Genomic DNA, 15,816 nt, shown 5'->3' with positions numbered 1-15,816 from the left:
GATGTGGAAAAGCACATGAGCGCAAAAGCGCCGCGGCAGGTCATCTGCATGAAGTGGGGGACCAAATTTCCGGCCGAGGACGTCAATCGCCTGTACCGGATGGTGCGGCGCTGGATTGGCGGAGAGCTGCAGTTCTGGTGCGTCACCGATCACCCGGAAGGCATCGATCCCGCGATCAAGGTCCTGCCGCTACCGGATGTACCCGTCGTCGGCGACCGCCTCAATCGCGGCTGGCGCAAGCTGGGCCTGTTCGATCCGACGCTCGGCGGCCCCAAGGGCCCCACCGTCTTCATGGATCTCGACGTCGTCCTCGTCGATACGCTGGATGTGCTGTTCGAGCTGCCCGGCGAGTTCCGCGTCATCAAGGACTACAAGCGCTTCCGCTACCGCCACAGCTTCACCGGCAACACCTCGGTGTTCCGCTACAACGCCGGCGCCCACAACGACCTGTACGACGAGCTGCGCGCGCTGGGACCGAAGGTGTTCGAGGCCTACCGCAACGAGCAGGAGTTCATGTCGGACTACATGCGCCGCAAGGGCCTGCTGCAGTACTGGCCGAAGGAATGGTGCGTCAGCTACAAGTACCACTGCGTGCGGCCGCTGCCGTTCGGCCTGTGGCTGACGCCGCGCCTGCCGCCGCAGGCGCGCGTACTGGTGTTCCACGGCACGCCCAAACCCGAGGAGGCCGTCGTCGGCATCGGCTCGAAGTGGTATCGCGTCATCCGGCCCGCGCCCTGGCTGCAGGACTACATGGACCCGCCGGCCTAGCGCATCCAGCGCCAACAAAAATGCCCCTGCAAAGGGGCATTTTCGCAATCGACTGCCGTTAGCTTCAGAAGTTGAAGCGCAGGCCTGCAGTCCAGGTGTCGGCGTTGTCGGCGATCGTGTAGCCGCCGCCGATCGACAGATGCGGAATCACGTGGAACAGCACCGTGCCGGTGTAGGAGAAATCATCGTCGTCGAACACGTCGGTGTAGTCGACCTTGAGGCCGGCTTCGAGCTGCGGGAAGAACAGGTGGCGCACGCCGGCGCCCACCGTGTAGCCATCGTCTTCGACATCGGAATCGACAAGGTCACCGTCGCGCTCGAGCTTGCCGTTGATCCAGGCAGCCTCGATGTTCAGGTCGGTGGCGTCAAACACCTCGAAGCGCGCGCCGAGACCGGCGGTGATGCTCTTCGTGGTGAACGTTGCGCCGATCGCATTTTCGTCGGTCTCGGCTTCCGCATAGCCGCCGTGCACGTAGATGCCTTCGTTGATCAGCACCGACAGCTTGGCGCGGTAACCGTCCGCATCGACATCCGCATCGTCCAGTTCAGACGAGACGTAACCGCCTTCGAGATAGTTGTACGACAGGCCTTCAGCCATCGCGGACAGCGGCAGACCGATCAGCGCCGCAGCACACAGAGCACCCAATTTTCGCATTCTAATTCTCCATTTATGGTGGCAACGCAGCCCGGTTTCTTGCCCCCCGGACCAGCCCCCATTTTGACCCCGTCGCCTGCCCAGCGCCAGCGGCCGGCCGGCATCCGTCCGAGGACATGAAAAAGGCTTCGCTTTGACGCGAAGCCTTCATATTCCTGCAGTTCCTTACGCTTAGAAGCTCAGGCGCGCACCGACCCGGATATCGTCGAAGGCGAACTCGTCGCCGCTGCCGTCGTCGATCTCCAGCGTGGTGAACCGATAGTCGACGAAGATGCCCAGCGAAGGCACGACGTCGAACTGGGCGCCGATCAGAAACTCGGGGCCGTCGGCATCGTCGAGCAGTAGATAGCCGACGTCTCCGTACACCGAGAACCAGTCGGCGTCGAATTCGAGGCCCGCATGCATGCCGAAACCGTCGTCCAGGTCTTCGCCGTCGAACTCGGCATCGAAGTATTCGACCTGCAGCCGACCCGAGACCTCGGGACCGAGCGGCGCGCTGCCGCCCACGCCAATCCGCATCTGCCTGAAGTCGAGGTCGGTTTCGAAGCTGCCTTGGTTGTCGTCGTCGAAATTGAACTCATCGATCGTCGTCGACTGATACTCGCCGGTGAGGAACAGCCCCGGCGCGAAAGCCAGCTGTCCCTTGATGCCGAAACCATCGCCCGAGCCATCTCCGAACTCCGAGATGTCCAGACCACTGCTCATGTAATAGACGTCGACATTGCTGTCGGTATGGTTGGCAAACGCGCTCAGCGGAGCGGCCAGCAGCAGGATGGGCACAAGTGCGGCGATTTTGCGCATGGTGTTTCTCTCCAGTGGGACCAGCGATCCGTATTTGATCGGATCTTGCGCGGCGATTATGCGCACGCGTTCACGGGCCGTGCCAGAAAGGGCGATGCGCCGGCTGAACGCCAGATGGACGGCCAGCAAAAAAGGCCCCGCAGTGCGGGGCCTTTCAAGCAATGCGGCGTCAATCAGAAGCGGAAGCGCAGACCGGCGCGGACGTCTTCGATGGTGCCCTTGATGTTGTCGTCGTTCTCCAGCTCGCTGACGCGATAGTCGGCGAACAGGCCGAAGTGGCGATCGAGGTTGAGGCCGAGGCCGACGACATACTCGAAGCCATCGGCGTCGCCGACGTCGAGATACCCGGCGCGGGCATCGAGCGTCAGCATGTCGATGATGTCGAACTTGACGCCGACATGCGCGGCATAGCCGTCTTCATCGCCGGAACCACCGACGCCAAGCGCCTCGCCCGACAGTTCGTTGCGCACGTATTCGCCCAGCAGGTACACCGGCAGGCCGAAGTGATAACCCAGGCCGAGGCGCGTGGTTTCCGCCGTCGCGCTCGCGTTCTGGAATTCATAGTCGGACGACTGGTACTCGCCCGAGATGAACAGATTCTCGCCGAGCATGCCGCCCAGCTTGACGCCAAAACCATCGCCATCGTCCGACTCGACGCTGGCGTTGTCGCCTTCGATCTCGAGCGTGGTATCCGGAATGTAGTAGCCGTCGAGATAGCTCATCGGTCCCGCCATCGCGACCAGCGGTGCCGCCAGCAGCAATCCACCCAAAGCAGCCAAAGCTTTCATCTGCGTTCTCCGTTTATTTTGTGTTCACCGGCGCCCCCGGCGCCGTACATCGCCCGGGGGAGTATACCCGCGCAATCCGTGAATCGCGCCCACAAAAAAAGCACGGCAAGCCGTGCTTTTTTGAACAAGCCTCGCGGGCCTTACTCGCCGTCGCGATGCGCGGCACCGGCGGCAGCGTGCACGTTCGGCGTGTGCAGCGTGCTCGGATAGCGATCGAAGTACAGCGACAGCGCCTTGATCTCCGCGTCGGTCAGGCTGGCGGCCTGGGCCGCCATCACCGGGTTCTTGCGAACGCCGGAGCGGTATTCCTTGAGCGCGTGCTCGAGGTAGTTGGCGTACTGGCCGGCGATGATCGGATAGTTCGGCGCGATGGGCTTGGCCCCGCCTTCACCGTGGCATGCGGCGCAGGCCGCGGCCTTTTCCGGCACCGGCACTTCGGCCAGCGCGCTCAGCGAAAAACCGGACAACAGAACTGCAGCAATGATGCGCTTCATGTCTCGACCCTTAGTGTGCAGCGACCGTGGACAGGAAGGCCGCGACATCCGCGATGTCCTGGTCGGACAGGTTCGCGGCCTGCGCATGCATCGTGCCGTGCGGACGCGCGCCGGAACGATAGGCTTTCAGGGCATCTTCCATATAGGCCGCCGACTGCCCGCCGAGTTTCGGCACGCGGTAGGTCGGATAGGCATTGTTGTACTTGGGAATGCCGTGGCACCCCATGCAGGTATTGGCCTTGACGCGACCCGCTTCGGCGTCGCCTTGCGCCGAAACGACGGGCGCAAAGATAGCGGCGGCAAGGGCAATCACGCCCCAACGCGCATGCTTCATGTCTGGGACTCCAGGGAAATTACAGTAAGTATCGATACCAGGGCCCGTTCGATTCCTAACCGGTCGGGCTCCAAGGGCGGGTATGTTCCGGGAATTGGGCGCTCGGGTCAACGCATCCCAGGGGTAGGCAGGGCGCACGCTAGTGGCTGCAAGGATCGAACTGCTACCCTGCCGACGCGCAAAAACCGGGGCCGGAAACCGCCGCCGGACCTCACCAAGATCATCGGCCGGCGTGCGAGCACCGGGCGAACCCTTCAAAATCAAGGCATGCCGCTTCAAGCCCTCAATCCCCTCCCCCAGCACTCGAAAGGATCCGGCCGATGAGCGCCGCATCCGGCGGTATCGCCAACGGCCCGTATGAGGTCGCCGCGGTCGATCTGGGCTCCAACAGCTTCCACATGATCGTCGCGCGCGCCGACGGCGCGGACGTCCAGGTCGTCGACCGCCTGCGCGAGCCGGTGCGCCTCGCCGGCGGTCTGGATGCCGACAAACGCCTGCAGCCGGATGCCGTGCTGCGCGCCCTCGACTGCCTGCGCCGCTTCGGCCAGCGCCTGCGCGGCATTGCGCCGGAACGGGTCCGCGCGGTCGGCACCAACACCATGCGGCGCCTGCGCAACAGCCGCGACTTCCATGTCGCCGCCGAGTCCGCGCTGGGCCACGAAATCGAAATCATCTCCGGCCTTGAGGAAGCCCGCCTGGTCTACGGAGGCGTCACCCACGGCATGGACAGCGCCAGCGCGCGCCGGCTGGTCGTCGACATCGGCGGCGGCAGCACCGAGCTGATCATCGGCCGCGGCGCCAGTCCGCGCCTGATGGAGTCCGTATCGCTCGGTTGCGTGGTCCATACGCAGCGCTTTTTCGAGGACGGCAAGATCACGCCGGCCACGTTCCGCCGCGCGCGACTCGCGGCGCGGGTCGAGCTGGAATTTCTCGAGCGCCGTTATCGCAAGGCCGGCTGGGACGTCGCGATCGGCAGCTCCGGCACCGTGCGCGGCATCTGGCGCGTGATCCGCGCGCAGGGCTGGAGCGACCAGCACATCGGCCGGCTCGACATCGAGCGCGCGGTCGAGCTGCTGCTGACCCGCAAGCATGTCGACGAAATCGACTTCCCCGATCTGCGCGAAGACCGCCGCCCGGTCTTCGTCGGCGGCCTCGCCGTACTGGCCGGCGTGTTCGACGCGCTCGGCATCGAAGAGATGCAGACTTCCGAGCGTGCGCTGCGCGAAGGCGTGGTCTACGACCTGCTCGGCCGCCTCAGCGACCGCGATGTGCGCAACGATTCGGTGCGCGCGATGGCCAGCCGCTACGCCGTCGACCAGGCACATGCCGACAGCCTGTCGCGAACCGCATTGAAGATTCTCGATCAGGTCGCGAAGACCTGGGGCCTGGAGACGCGGCTTGCGCGCCAGTACCTCGACTGGGCCGCGCGGCTGCACGAAGTGGGCCTGGCGATCACGCACAACGGCTATCACAAGCACAGCGGCTACATCCTGCGGAACAGCGATCTGCAGGGCTTCTCGCAGACCGAACAGCGGCTGCTCGCCGCGCTGGTGCGCCTGCATCGCGGCCGCTTCGCGCTGGAAACCCTGGATGAAGTGCCGACGATCTGGGTCGAGCCGCTCAAGCGCCTGGCGCTGATCCTGCGCCTGGCCTATCTGCTGCACCGCTCACGCACGCCGGACCTCAACCCGCCGGTGCGCGTCGCCGCCAATCGCCGTGGTTACGACCTGAGCTTCACGCGCAAGACCTGGCTTGCCCAGCACCCGCTGACGGTCGCCGATCTCGAACAGGAAACCGAGTATCTGACGGCAGCTCAGCTCAAGGTCCGGCTGCTGGCCTGAGCGCGCGGCAGCTTAGCCGCCTTCTTCCAGATACTTCTGCTGCGTCGAGACGCTGCCGTCGCGCAGCGGCTGGCTGTACGCGCCGTTGGGTTGCAGCATCCAGCTCTGCGCAGAGTCGGCGAGATAGGCCTGCAGATGGCCGAGGATGCGGGTGCGGATCTTCTTGTCGAGGATCGGGAAAGCGATCTCGACACGGCGGAACAGATTGCGCTCCATCCAGTCGGCGCTCGACAGATAGAGCTCGCCGTCGCCGTCGTTGGCAAAGTAATAGCAGCGCTGGTGCTCCAGGAAGCGACCGATGATCGATCGCACCTCGATGTTCTCCGACAGCCCCGGCACGCCGGGCCGCAGCGAACACATGCCGCGCACGATCAGCTGAATCTTCACGCCAGCCTTCGAGGCCCGATACAGCGCCTGGATGATTTCCGGCTCGACCAGCGCATTCATCTTCGCGACGATCGACGCCGGCTTGCCGGCCTTGGCATGCTCGATCTCGCGGTCGATCTTGACGTGCAGCATCTTCGCCAGCGTGAACGGCGACTGCAGCAGGCGATCGAGCTTGGTCAGCTTGCCGAGGCTGGTCAGCTGCAGGAACACCGCGTGGACGTCCTTGCAGATCTGCGGATCGGCGGTGAACAGGCCGTAGTCGGTGTACATGCGCGCCGTGCGCGGATGGTAGTTGCCGGTGCCCAGATGCGCGTAGTGACGCAGGCTGGAGCCGCCGGGCTGCGCCGCTTCCTCGCGGCGCACGACCAGACACATCTTGGCGTGGGTCTTGTAGCCGACGACGCCGTAGACGACATGGGCGCCGACGTCCTGCAGCTGTTCGGCAAGATCGATGTTCGCCTCTTCGTCGAAGCGCGCGCGCAGCTCGACGACGACGGTGACTTCCTTGCCGTTGCGCGCCGCCTCGAGCAGCGCATCGACGATCGCCGACTTGTCGCCGGTGCGGTACAGCGTCTGCTTGATCGCCAGCACCTTCGGATCGCGCGCCGCGTGACGCAGGAAATCGACGACCGGCACAAACGATTCGTAAGGATGATGCAGCATCAGGTCGCGTTCGCGGATCGCCGCGAACAGGTCCGCACTGCTGAACACCTTGGGCACGCGCGGCGTGTGCGGCGGGTATTTCAGATCGGGGCGGTCAACCATGTCCGGCATCGTCATCAGGCGATGCAGGTTGACCGGGCCGTTGACCTGATAGACGTCGGCCGGCGTCAACTGCGCGACTTCCATCAGGTATTGCCACAGATGCTCGGGGCAGTTGTGCGCGACCTCGAGGCGGACGATGTCGCCCCACTGGCGCTGCGACAGTTCGCCTTCGAGCGCTTCCATCAGGTCCTTGACCTCTTCCTCGTCGACCAGCAGGTCGGAGTTGCGGGTCAGGCGGAACTGATAGCTGCCGGTCGCTTCCATGCCGGGGAACAGGTCGTCGACATAGGCATGGATGACGCTGGACAGGAACACGAAATCGCTGGGGCCGGTGCCCGGCACGTCGGCCGGCAGCTGGATCAGGCGCGGCAGCGCGCGCGGCGCCTGCACGACGGCAAAGCCGGTATTGCGGCCGAAGGCGTCCTTGCCGGACAGCTGGACGATGAAATTCAGCGACTTGTTGAGAATGCGCGGAAACGGGTGCGCCGGATCGAGTCCGATCGGCGACAGCACCGGCAGCAGGTCGTTCTGGAAATAGTTCTTCAGCCAGGCGTCCTGCTCCGGCGTCCATTCGGAGCGGCGCAGGAAGCGGATGCGCTCTTTCTCAAGCGCCGGAATGAGCACGTCGTTGAAGACCGAATACTGGGCTTCGACCAACTCATGCGCGCGCCCGCTGATCGCCGCCAGGGTCTCGCCGGGCGTCATGCCTTCGGTGCCGCGCTGGTTGGGCGTCAGCTCGGCCATCTGCTGCAGGCCGGCAACGCGAACCTCGAAGAACTCGTCGAGGTTGGAGCTGGAGATGCACATGAACTTCAGGCGTTCGAGCAGTGGCACGCGCTCGTCCTTGGCCTGTTCGAGCACGCGCCGGTTGAACTCGAGCAGCGACAGCTCGCGGTTCAGAAACAGCTCTGTGGGCTGGAACTCCAGCGTCGGCGCCTCGGTGGTCATCAGCTACTTGTCCCTGTCTGGACTGGTCAGTGTATGACAGCCAGATGGCGGAAAAGTGACAGCCGGTCCGCCGGCCGGCGACGCTAGTCGGCGAGGCTTTTCTGCAATTCCTGACGCAGAACCCGTGTTTTCGGCGGCGCGCCGGTGATCAAGCGGTCGCCTTCCTTGCGAGTGAAATACTTCCAGGTCCACTGCAGAAACACGCGCATGCGCTGCTCGACGCTGATCAGCGACATGATGTGCACGAAAGCCCAGATCAGCCAGGCAATCACGCCGGTGACCTTGATGAAGCGCAGATCGCCGACCGCGCGATTCATACCGATCACCGACATCGAACCCATGTCGCGATAACGGAAGGGCTTGGGCGCCGGCTTGCCGCGCAGGCGGCGGACGATGACGTCGGCGACATAGCGGCCCTGCTGGATCGCCGCCGGGGCGAGGCCAGGCACGTCGCGGCCTGCGGCATCCGTCAGTCGCGCCAGGTCGCCGACGACGAAGATTTCCGGGCGCCCTGCAAGCGAGCAATCGGCATCGACCTTGACGCGTCCACCGCGGTCGAGCAGCACACCGATGCGCTCGGCGAGAATCTCGCCGAAGTAGGAGGCGCGCACGCCGGCCGCCCACAGGATCGTCGCTGCCTCGACGGTTTCGGTCTGCTCGCCGCTGCGCATGCGCACGAAGTCCGGGCCGAGATCCTCGACCATGGTCTTGGTGCGCACACTGACGCCGAGCTGCTCGAGATGCCGGCGCGCCGCCTTGCGCAACGGCGCCGCGTACAGCGGTAGGACGTCTTCGGCGCCTTCGACCAGCAGCACCTGTGCGTCGCGCGAATCGATGTTGCGGAAGTCGGCGACCATGGTCTTCTGCGCCAGCTCGCCGATCGCCCCGGCGAGTTCGACGCCGGTGGAACCGCCGCCGACGATGACAAAGCGCAGCAGCCGCGCACGCTCGGCCGGATCGCTGCTCGCCTCGGCGAGTTCAAAAGCCGAGAACAGCTGGCGGCGAATTTCCAGTGCGTGCTCGACCGTCTTCAGGCCCGGCGCGAAGGCACGCCAGCTGTCGCGGCCGAAGTAGTGATGCTTGACGCCGGTCGCGACGATCAGCGTGTCGTAGTTCAACTCGCCGTGTTCGTGGCGCAAGGTGCGCGTCGCCGGATCGAGCTCGAAGACCGCCGCGGTCAGGCACATCACGTTCTTGTATCTGCGCAGCACGACGCGATGCGGGATCGCGATGTCGCCGGGCGGAATCGCGCCAGTGGCAACCTGGTACAGCAGCGGCTGGAACAGCTGGAAGTTGCGCTTGTCGAGCAGCGTCACGCGGCAACCGGCACGCCCCAGACGCTGGGCCGCATGCAGGCCGGCGAAGCCTCCACCGACGATGACGACATGATGCTGAGCGGGTTCGGCCATGGGGATCAATCAATGTTGCAGTGCAACAACAGACTATCCCCATTGCGACAGCCCGGCAATCACAGGCGCCTGTTAGGCCTACATGGCGTGCCCGATACCCGCCATGCCGCCCCACTCGGCGAGCGCCATCCAGATCGCCATGCCGATCATCATCAGGTTCTCGGTCAGCGACACGAAGCCGAGCGGCACGTTGCTGCCGCCGCCGACGCAGGCGCACTTGAGTTCACGGCGATCGATGTACACCGCTTTGAACACCGAGACCGCGCCGATCGTGCCGATGAACAGCGCGACCGGCACCGACAGCCAGTTGGCGACGCCGGCGATCATCAGGATGCCGGCGAGGCCTTCGGCGAACGGATAGATGCGCGCATACGGCACCCAGCGCCTGGCGAGCAGGTCGTAGTTCAGGAACATCGTCGCGAAGCGGCCGACGTTCTGCAGCTTGAGCAAGGCCAGCGCCGCCATGCTGAACGCGATGAACCAGGCACCGGCCTGCGCCGTCAGCGGCGTACCGAAGGCCGCGGTGCTGGCGGCCAGCGCCATCAGCAGCGTCATGCCGAACAGCGCGACGACCGGCCGGTAGCTGGTCGCATTCGGATCGACCACCGGCTTGCCGAGGTGGCGGCGCAGGTCGTCGTAGCCACCAATCCTCTCGCTGCCGATGAAGACCTGCGGCGTGGTCTTCACGCCGTGCTCAGCCTTGAACGCCTCGACCGCCTCGCGTGAGGTCAGCCAGCGATCGTCGACGTCGTAGCCTTCGCTGCGCAGCAGGTGACGCGCCTGCAGGCCGAACGGGCAGAGGTGCTCGCCCATCACCATGCGATAGAGCGTTGCGGTCTTGCGGGTCGAGGTGTTCATTGGATCTCCGGATGCCTGGGCGCCTTGCAGTGGCGATGCGAAGCAGGATACGGTCCGTACCATGGTACGGAGTCAAGCCCTGTCGCTGTCGATCAGCCGATTCGCCGAAGCCGGCGGTGTCGGCGTCGAGACCGTGCGCTTCTATCAGCGCAAAGGGCTGCTCGCCACGCCGCGCGGCAGCGGCGGCATCCGCCACTACGGCGACGACGACCTGCGGCGCCTGCGTTTCATCCGCATGGCGCAGAAAGCCGGTTTCACGCTCGAGGAAATCCGTGAACTGCTCGCGCTCGATGCCGGCCACGACCACCGCCGCGCCCGCGAGCTGGCGCAGGCACGAATCGCCCGGCTCGACGAACAGATCGCTGAAATGGAACGCGCGCGCAACGGCCTGCGGCGCCTGGCGCGGCAATGCGCGTCCGACGCGGGCCGGCCCTGTCCGATCCTCGCCGCCTTTGAGATCTGATCAGCGAGATCTGACTCAGCCGCGCTCGGCGTGGCGGCGCAGCCAGCGGTCCTGCAACACGCGCTGCGACACCCGCGAAAGATCGCGCAGATAGTCGGCATTGATCGCGCTGCCGATCACCGCGCCGAGGACCGGCACGACACCCGCAGATTTGCGCGCACCGAGGCGCAAGCCGATCCGCGACGCCAGGGTCTGCAGACTGAACTGCGCGGCATCCTTGGCGATCTGCCGCTCGGCGACGCGCTCGACGCCGTCGCGCCAGGCCGCGTCGAGCAGACCCTGGCCATCACGCAACGCGGCCCAGGCATCGCGCTTCTCGTCCAGCGAGTTCGCCGAAGCCAGCGCGAACACGCCGATCACCATGCTGCGATCCGCCGCCTGTTGCCAATCCTCGCCGTAGCAATAAGCGGTGCGGTGGATCGTGCGCAAGGCCACCGTCAGCAGGGTCGGCACGTCGGCGACCATGCCGACCGCGCCGCCGATGCCGAACACCGCGCCGCTGCCGCCACCGAGCAGCATCGCGCGGCGCTGCACCTTGAGCGCGAGCTGGTCGCACTCGCTCAGCGGCCAGGCCGCGATCTCATCAAGGTTCGTCACGCCCGCCCAGCGCAGCACGCTGCGTGCATCCGACAGGCGGCCGGCGGCACGCTCGAGCGTGCGCAGACTGCCGCGCAGCACCGACACCGGCACGAACTGGCGCGCGGCATTGGCCGCCATCTTGCCCGGCTGCGCCATCAGGCGCGTACCCCAGTCCGGCGGCGCGGCGAGCCAGCGCTCGATCTCGGCGCGGCGTTCCTGTTCGTATTCCCTTGCGCTGTCGTTCATCGCGATCGAAGTTCTCATGTTCCGTCTGCGGCGTCCGCGAAAGCGGCTCTCGTGAAATGAACCTTAGCCTAGACGAGGCGCCTGAACCTGCGCCGACCCTGACAGCGGTTGACGCCCCGCCGAAGGCCGCCGAAGCTGCCGCCATGTGCCTGATTGCCTTCGCGTTGAACGCGCATCCCCGCTATCGCCTCGTCGTTGCCGCCAACCGCGACGAGTTTCATGCGCGCCCGACCGCCGCCGCCGCCTGGTGGAACGACGCGCCAGATATCTACGGTGGCCGCGACCTGCTGCAGGGCGGCACCTGGATGGCCTGCCATCGCGACGGCCGCTGGGCCGCGGTGACCAACGTGCGGCGCATGGAATTGCCGGACCCGAAGGCGCCGTCGCGCGGAGCGCTGGTCGCGGATTTCCTGCGCGGCAGCCGCAGCGCGTCGGAGTACGCCGACAGCCTCAGCGGCAACGCGGCGCGCTATGCCGGATTCAATCTGCTGCTCGGCGATGCTCCGAGCGACGGCGCCGAGACGGTCTACATCGGCAATCAATCGGTGATGCCGCCACGCAGCCTGCACAACGGTGTCCACGCCGTCAGCAACGCCAGCCTCGACACGCCCTGGCCGAAACTGCTGCGCCTGCGCGGCACCCTGGAGCAGTGGGCCGCCGCGGGCACAGCATCGAGCGAATCGCTGTTCGCGGCACTCGCCGACGAAGGCACGATCAGCGATGCCGAACTGCCGGATACCGGTGTCGGCCTGCAGCTCGAACGCCTGCTGTCGACCCCGTTCATCCGCAGCACCGAGTACGGCACGCGCGCCTGCACGGTACTGACGATCGATCACGCTGGCGCGCTGCGATTCGAGGAACGGCGCTACGGCACCAACGGCGTCGCGTTGGGTGCTGCCGCCGAGACGTTCGCCCTGGCTCGATAGGTCACCGCGGCATCGCGCGCACGGCGCACATTGCGAAGCGGCTGCGCCGGGCGCTACATTGCGCCGAGACTGGATGCGTCAAGAACCACGGTTGTCGTCGCACACCAGTCGCCCAGAGCTAAGGACAGCACCCGCACTTAGGGTTGCGGGCCAAGGGGGTACGATGCGCATTCGGCAAACGGGCGTGATAGCAACGATGCTGCTGGCGCTGCTCGGGCCACCGTCGGCCGCTTCGGCGCGCAGCAGCGAGACCGCTGCATCGGCACAGCAATCCAAGACCGATGGCCCCATACCGCGCGCAGGCACTTCCAGCGTCGGCGTCACGGGCGATGCGGTGGTGTCTTTCCAGCAGGGCTCGCCGAGAAACCCCAGCCGGCGGCTGGTTCAGGCTGGCGATGGCAACTTCTACGGAGTGACCAGCACCGGCGGCGAGTTTGCGATGGGCACGGTTTTCCGTCTCACTCCGGCGGGTGCCGTCACTGTCCTTCATTCATTCTCGGGAGCGGACGGCCAGCTTCCGCAGGGTGGCTTGCAGTTGGGCGACGACGGCCAGCTGTATGGAACGACGCCCTACGGCGGCGTTGAGCGCAAGGGCACCGTATTCCGCATCAGCCTGAGCGGCAGCTATAGCCTGCTGCATTCATTTGCAGGATCTGATGGAAGCGCGCCATTCGCCGGCTTGGTACGCACCGCGGATGGCAACCTGTACGGCACCACCAGCGCCGGTGGCAGTGCGGATCGCGGCACCGTGTTTCGCATCTCGCCCAACGGAACGCACACGATGCTGGGCTCGTTCAGCAGCCAGGGCGGGTATTACCCGGTCACCGACCTCGCAGTGGGTGGTGACGGCAACCTCTATGGCACAACCTATTACGGCGGCGCATCCAGCGCCGGGGTGGTCTTTCTCGTCTCACCGTCCGGCGGCATCAGCACCCTGCAGTCGTTCTCACCTGCAGCATTTTCCGATCTGGTGTCGGGTCTTGTCGCCGTCGACAACGGCGAGTTCTACGGAACAACCCGTTCGTGGGGCGACTCGAACGCGGGGACGGTATTTCGCCTGGATGCCGGCCGCACTGTCTCCGTGCTGCACTCTTTCTCGACAACCGGGGCCGTCGGCAGCCGGCCCGCCGCACCATTGCTGCGAACGTCCGATGGCACGCTGTATGGCACGACGACTGCCGGCGGCACTTACGGGTATGGAACGATCTTCAGCATCGTGGCGGGCGTGCCGACGGTGTTGCACGCCTTCTCGGCCGACGACGGTTACAGCGCAGCAGACGCCCTCGTCGAAGGCAGTGACGGCAACCTCTATGGCACCACCCCATCGGGCGGCGCCCATGGGCGCGGCACCGCGTTCCGCATTTCGCGATCCGGCAGCTTCAGCGTGCTCCATTCCTTCACCGCGTCGGATGCACACCGGCCGTCTGGAGACCTGCTGCGCGGCACGGACGGACGTTTCTACGGCACGACCGAATTCGGCGGAGAGACCGATGCCGGTACCGTATTCGTCGTAGATCCGCCCGGCAATCCCGTCGTGCTGCATGCCTTTGGGCGCGCAGACGGCGAGTTCCCCGCCGGGCTGGTTCGGGATGCCGGCAACAACCTGTACGGCACCACTCCATCCGGCGGCGCACCGGATCTCGGGACCATCTTCAAGCGGAGTCCGACCGGCACGCAGTCGACGTTTTATGTCTTCATCCAGTCCGAAGGCATCACGCCGAATGAAGGCCTGGTGGCCGCCAGCGATGGCGGCCTTTACGGCACCACACAGGACGGCCCGATTTTCGGCAGCGACAGAACGTCTCGAGGCGTGGTTTTCCGCGTATCGCCTGGCGGTGGCCTCGCAGTGCTGCATCGTTTCACCGGTGCCGATGGAGCGACACCGATGGCTGGCCTGACTCAGGGTGCTGACGGTGACTTTTACGGAACGACATCGACCGGCGGCGCCGCGTCGCGCGGAACGGTGTTCCGCATCACCGCAGCCGGCAAGCTCACGATGCTGCACTCGTTTTCGGGCAATGACGGCAGCACCCCGGTCACTCGCCTCACGCAGGGTGCGGATGGCCTGTTCTACGGCATGACCCAATCCGGCGGCATTGTCGACCGCGGCGTGGTGTTCCGCATCAACAGTGCTGGCACGCTCAGCGTCGTGCATGCATTCGCCGATGACGTCGGCATCTCCCCGAAGGCACGATTGATCGCCGCGCCGGACGGCAGCCTGTATGGCATCACGCCGCGCGGCGGAAGCAACGGCTATGGCACGCTGTTCAGGATTGGCGCCGACGCCGTGTTCACGAACCTCTATAGCTTTGGCGGCAATGAAGGCGCGCTGCCTTCCGGACTGGTCGCGCTCGACAACAGCGCGCTCCTGGTCACTGCCGGTCGGCTGGGGCCAAGCAACGGCGGTTCGATCGTCCGCCTCACATTGCCGGCCGCGACCCCCACGCCCACCGCCACACCGACGGCGACGCCGACCGCAAGGCCCTCCGCGACTCCGACGGCAACAGCGACGCCGACCGCCACCGCAACGCCGACGACAAGCCCTACGCCATCGCCGACGCCCCTCCCGACCGCCAGCCCGACAGTGGTACCGACATCGGTGCCAACGGCGACGCCAACGCCAACGCCAAGCCCGACTACGGCCAATGGCGGCGGCAACGGCGGTGCGATCGATCTCCTATGGCTGGCGCTCCTGATCGGAGCGCTGCTGTTGCGGTCGATCCGCGTCCAGCGGTTCGCGCAAGCCGGCGTCAACAGGCGCTAGCGGAGGCGCAGTCCGCCATCGACCGGCAGGATGGCGCCAGTGATGTAGGCCGCATCCGGTGACAACAGAAAGCGTACCGCGCGCGCGACTTCATCGGGACCGCCGAGGCGGCCCAGCGGAATGCGCGCCATTTCGCGCTGATGCATAGCGCTGTGTTCCTCGCCGCTGCTCGCCCACAGCATGTGCCCGGGCGCAATGGCATTGACGCGTATGCGCGGCGCCAGCTCCAGCGCCAGCGTCTCGGTCAGCGACCACAGCCCCGCCTTCGCTGCGAAGTACGGTGCGTAACCGGGCTGCGGATGCGGCACCTGGGTGTCGACGATATTGACCACGGCGGCGCGTTCGGCGAACAGCGCCGCACAGGCCTGGGTCAGCAACAGCGGCGCGCGCAGGTTCGAGCCGACGAGTTCATCGATCTGCGCGGCGCCGATCGTGCCAAGCGCGGTCGGGTAATAGCTCGACGCGTTGTTGACGAGCGCGTCGAGGCGCTGCCAGCGCGCCTGCGCTGCGCGGGCCAGCGAGTCGATCGCGGCGGCATCCTGCAGGTCCGCAAGCAGCGGAAACGCCGAGTCGGCCCGTACAGCGTTGAGTTCCGCCACCAGCGCCGACAGCTCGTCCTGCGAGCGATGCGCGTGCAACACCACATTCCAGCCGGCGCCGTGCAGCACCCGCGCGATCGCCGCGCCGATCCGCCGGGCGGCGCCGGTCACAAGCACTACGGACGGCTGATGGTCAGACACAGCGATCTCCACTCCGGGTAATCTTGTCGTCTTCAATAACCATGAGTTTA

At 65.9% G+C, this 15,816-nt stretch carries 15 protein-coding genes; 5 read left to right on the top strand and 10 right to left on the bottom strand.

All coding sequences use genetic code 11. The annotated features are described in order from the left end of the window. The first annotated feature begins 15 nt into the window (after window positions 1-15). Complete coding sequence (locus AC3WUF_RS16220) at window positions 16-768, top strand: glycosyltransferase family protein (protein ID WP_492427477.1); 753 nt, start codon at window positions 16-18, stop codon at window positions 766-768. A gap of 64 nt (window positions 769-832) precedes the next feature. On the opposite strand, the gene AC3WUF_RS16215 is transcribed toward AC3WUF_RS16220, so the two are convergent. From AC3WUF_RS16215 to AC3WUF_RS16195, 5 genes are all read right to left on the bottom strand, one after another. Beyond that, window positions 833-1,423 carry an outer membrane beta-barrel protein gene (locus AC3WUF_RS16215; protein ID WP_492427475.1) on the bottom strand — a complete coding sequence of 197 codons (591 nt, stop codon included), beginning with the start codon at window positions 1,421-1,423 and terminating at the stop codon, window positions 833-835. A gap of 171 nt (window positions 1,424-1,594) precedes the next feature. Beyond that, the gene (locus AC3WUF_RS16210; protein WP_492427473.1) at window positions 1,595-2,353 is read right to left on the bottom strand and encodes a hypothetical protein; all 759 of its coding nucleotides are present in this window, start codon (window positions 2,351-2,353) and stop codon (window positions 1,595-1,597) included. A gap of 44 nt (window positions 2,354-2,397) precedes the next feature. Next, window positions 2,398-3,012: an outer membrane beta-barrel protein gene (locus tag AC3WUF_RS16205; RefSeq protein ID WP_492427471.1), complete on the bottom strand. Its 615-nt coding sequence runs from the start codon at window positions 3,010-3,012 to the stop codon at window positions 2,398-2,400. A gap of 140 nt (window positions 3,013-3,152) precedes the next feature. Continuing rightward, complete coding sequence (locus AC3WUF_RS16200) at window positions 3,153-3,506, bottom strand: c-type cytochrome (protein ID WP_492427469.1); 354 nt, start codon at window positions 3,504-3,506, stop codon at window positions 3,153-3,155. 10 nt (window positions 3,507-3,516) lie between these two features. Then, window positions 3,517-3,840 carry a c-type cytochrome gene (locus AC3WUF_RS16195; protein WP_492427467.1) on the bottom strand — a complete coding sequence of 108 codons (324 nt, stop codon included), beginning with the start codon at window positions 3,838-3,840 and terminating at the stop codon, window positions 3,517-3,519. Between the two features lie 320 nt (window positions 3,841-4,160). Here AC3WUF_RS16195 and AC3WUF_RS16190 point away from each other — a divergent pair, with 320 nt between their 5' ends. Continuing rightward, entirely contained in the window at window positions 4,161-5,681 is a 1,521-nt protein-coding gene (locus AC3WUF_RS16190; protein WP_492427465.1) for a Ppx/GppA phosphatase family protein, read from the top strand. Window positions 5,682-5,693: 12 nt separating this feature from the next. On the opposite strand, the gene ppk1 is transcribed toward AC3WUF_RS16190, so the two are convergent. The 3 genes from ppk1 to AC3WUF_RS16175 all read right to left on the bottom strand — a co-directional run bounded on the left by ppk1 (window position 5,694) and on the right by AC3WUF_RS16175 (window position 10,048). After that, window positions 5,694-7,781, bottom strand: coding sequence for a polyphosphate kinase 1 (gene ppk1, locus AC3WUF_RS16185; protein WP_492427462.1), 2,088 nt, complete (start codon window positions 7,779-7,781; stop codon window positions 5,694-5,696). Between the two features lie 83 nt (window positions 7,782-7,864). After that, window positions 7,865-9,190 carry an NAD(P)/FAD-dependent oxidoreductase gene (locus AC3WUF_RS16180; RefSeq protein ID WP_492427460.1) on the bottom strand — a complete coding sequence of 442 codons (1,326 nt, stop codon included), beginning with the start codon at window positions 9,188-9,190 and terminating at the stop codon, window positions 7,865-7,867. Window positions 9,191-9,268: 78 nt separating this feature from the next. Further along, window positions 9,269-10,048: a MauE/DoxX family redox-associated membrane protein gene (locus tag AC3WUF_RS16175; protein ID WP_492427458.1), complete on the bottom strand. Its 780-nt coding sequence runs from the start codon at window positions 10,046-10,048 to the stop codon at window positions 9,269-9,271. Window positions 10,049-10,109: 61 nt separating this feature from the next. Here AC3WUF_RS16175 and AC3WUF_RS16170 point away from each other — a divergent pair, with 61 nt between their 5' ends. Next, entirely contained in the window at window positions 10,110-10,511 is a 402-nt protein-coding gene (locus AC3WUF_RS16170) for a MerR family transcriptional regulator (protein WP_492427456.1), read from the top strand. A gap of 15 nt (window positions 10,512-10,526) precedes the next feature. Here AC3WUF_RS16170 and AC3WUF_RS16165 read toward each other — a convergent pair whose 3' ends face one another. Next, window positions 10,527-11,354, bottom strand: a complete 828-nt coding sequence (locus AC3WUF_RS16165) for an EcsC family protein (protein ID WP_492427454.1) — start codon at window positions 11,352-11,354, stop codon at window positions 10,527-10,529. 38 nt (window positions 11,355-11,392) lie between these two features. Between AC3WUF_RS16165 and AC3WUF_RS16160 the strand changes: the two genes are divergently transcribed. Both AC3WUF_RS16160 and AC3WUF_RS16155 read left to right on the top strand, forming a co-directional pair. Continuing rightward, window positions 11,393-12,262, top strand: a complete 870-nt coding sequence (locus tag AC3WUF_RS16160; protein ID WP_492427452.1) for an NRDE family protein — start codon at window positions 11,393-11,395, stop codon at window positions 12,260-12,262. Between the two features lie 196 nt (window positions 12,263-12,458). After that, entirely contained in the window at window positions 12,459-15,026 is a 2,568-nt protein-coding gene (locus tag AC3WUF_RS16155) for a choice-of-anchor tandem repeat GloVer-containing protein (RefSeq protein ID WP_492427450.1), read from the top strand. Here AC3WUF_RS16155 and AC3WUF_RS16150 read toward each other — a convergent pair. Next, window positions 15,023-15,766, bottom strand: a complete 744-nt coding sequence (locus tag AC3WUF_RS16150; protein WP_492427448.1) for a pteridine reductase — start codon at window positions 15,764-15,766, stop codon at window positions 15,023-15,025. The genes AC3WUF_RS16155 and AC3WUF_RS16150 overlap by 4 nt on opposite strands. Window positions 15,767-15,816: the final 50 nt, after the last annotated feature.

The sequence above is a fragment of the Fontimonas sp. FW305-C-3 genome (assembly GCF_058783185.1).
The sequence above is the reverse complement of the archived record's forward strand: the minus strand, read 5'-3'. Positions and strand labels throughout refer to the sequence as shown.

Excerpts from the sequence above, each read along its gene's own strand:
- AC3WUF_RS16220 (WP_492427477.1), top strand. The coding sequence starts at position 16 with ATGAGCGCAAAAGCGCCGCGGCAGGTCATCTGCATGAAGTGGGGGACC.
- AC3WUF_RS16215 (WP_492427475.1), bottom strand. The coding sequence starts at position 1,423 with ATGCGAAAATTGGGTGCTCTGTGTGCTGCGGCGCTGATCGGTCTGCCG.
- AC3WUF_RS16205 (WP_492427471.1), bottom strand. The coding sequence starts at position 3,012 with ATGAAAGCTTTGGCTGCTTTGGGTGGATTGCTGCTGGCGGCACCGCTG.
- AC3WUF_RS16200 (WP_492427469.1), bottom strand. The coding sequence starts at position 3,506 with ATGAAGCGCATCATTGCTGCAGTTCTGTTGTCCGGTTTTTCGCTGAGC.
- AC3WUF_RS16195 (WP_492427467.1), bottom strand. The coding sequence starts at position 3,840 with ATGAAGCATGCGCGTTGGGGCGTGATTGCCCTTGCCGCCGCTATCTTT.
- AC3WUF_RS16190 (WP_492427465.1), top strand. The coding sequence starts at position 4,161 with ATGAGCGCCGCATCCGGCGGTATCGCCAACGGCCCGTATGAGGTCGCC.
- ppk1 (WP_492427462.1), bottom strand. The coding sequence starts at position 7,781 with ATGACCACCGAGGCGCCGACGCTGGAGTTCCAGCCCACAGAGCTGTTT.
- AC3WUF_RS16180 (WP_492427460.1), bottom strand. The coding sequence starts at position 9,190 with ATGGCCGAACCCGCTCAGCATCATGTCGTCATCGTCGGTGGAGGCTTC.
- AC3WUF_RS16175 (WP_492427458.1), bottom strand. The coding sequence starts at position 10,048 with ATGAACACCTCGACCCGCAAGACCGCAACGCTCTATCGCATGGTGATG.
- AC3WUF_RS16170 (WP_492427456.1), top strand. The coding sequence starts at position 10,110 with ATGGTACGGAGTCAAGCCCTGTCGCTGTCGATCAGCCGATTCGCCGAA.
- AC3WUF_RS16165 (WP_492427454.1), bottom strand. The coding sequence starts at position 11,354 with ATGAGAACTTCGATCGCGATGAACGACAGCGCAAGGGAATACGAACAG.
- AC3WUF_RS16160 (WP_492427452.1), top strand. The coding sequence starts at position 11,393 with ATGAACCTTAGCCTAGACGAGGCGCCTGAACCTGCGCCGACCCTGACA.
- AC3WUF_RS16155 (WP_492427450.1), top strand. The coding sequence starts at position 12,459 with ATGCTGCTGGCGCTGCTCGGGCCACCGTCGGCCGCTTCGGCGCGCAGC.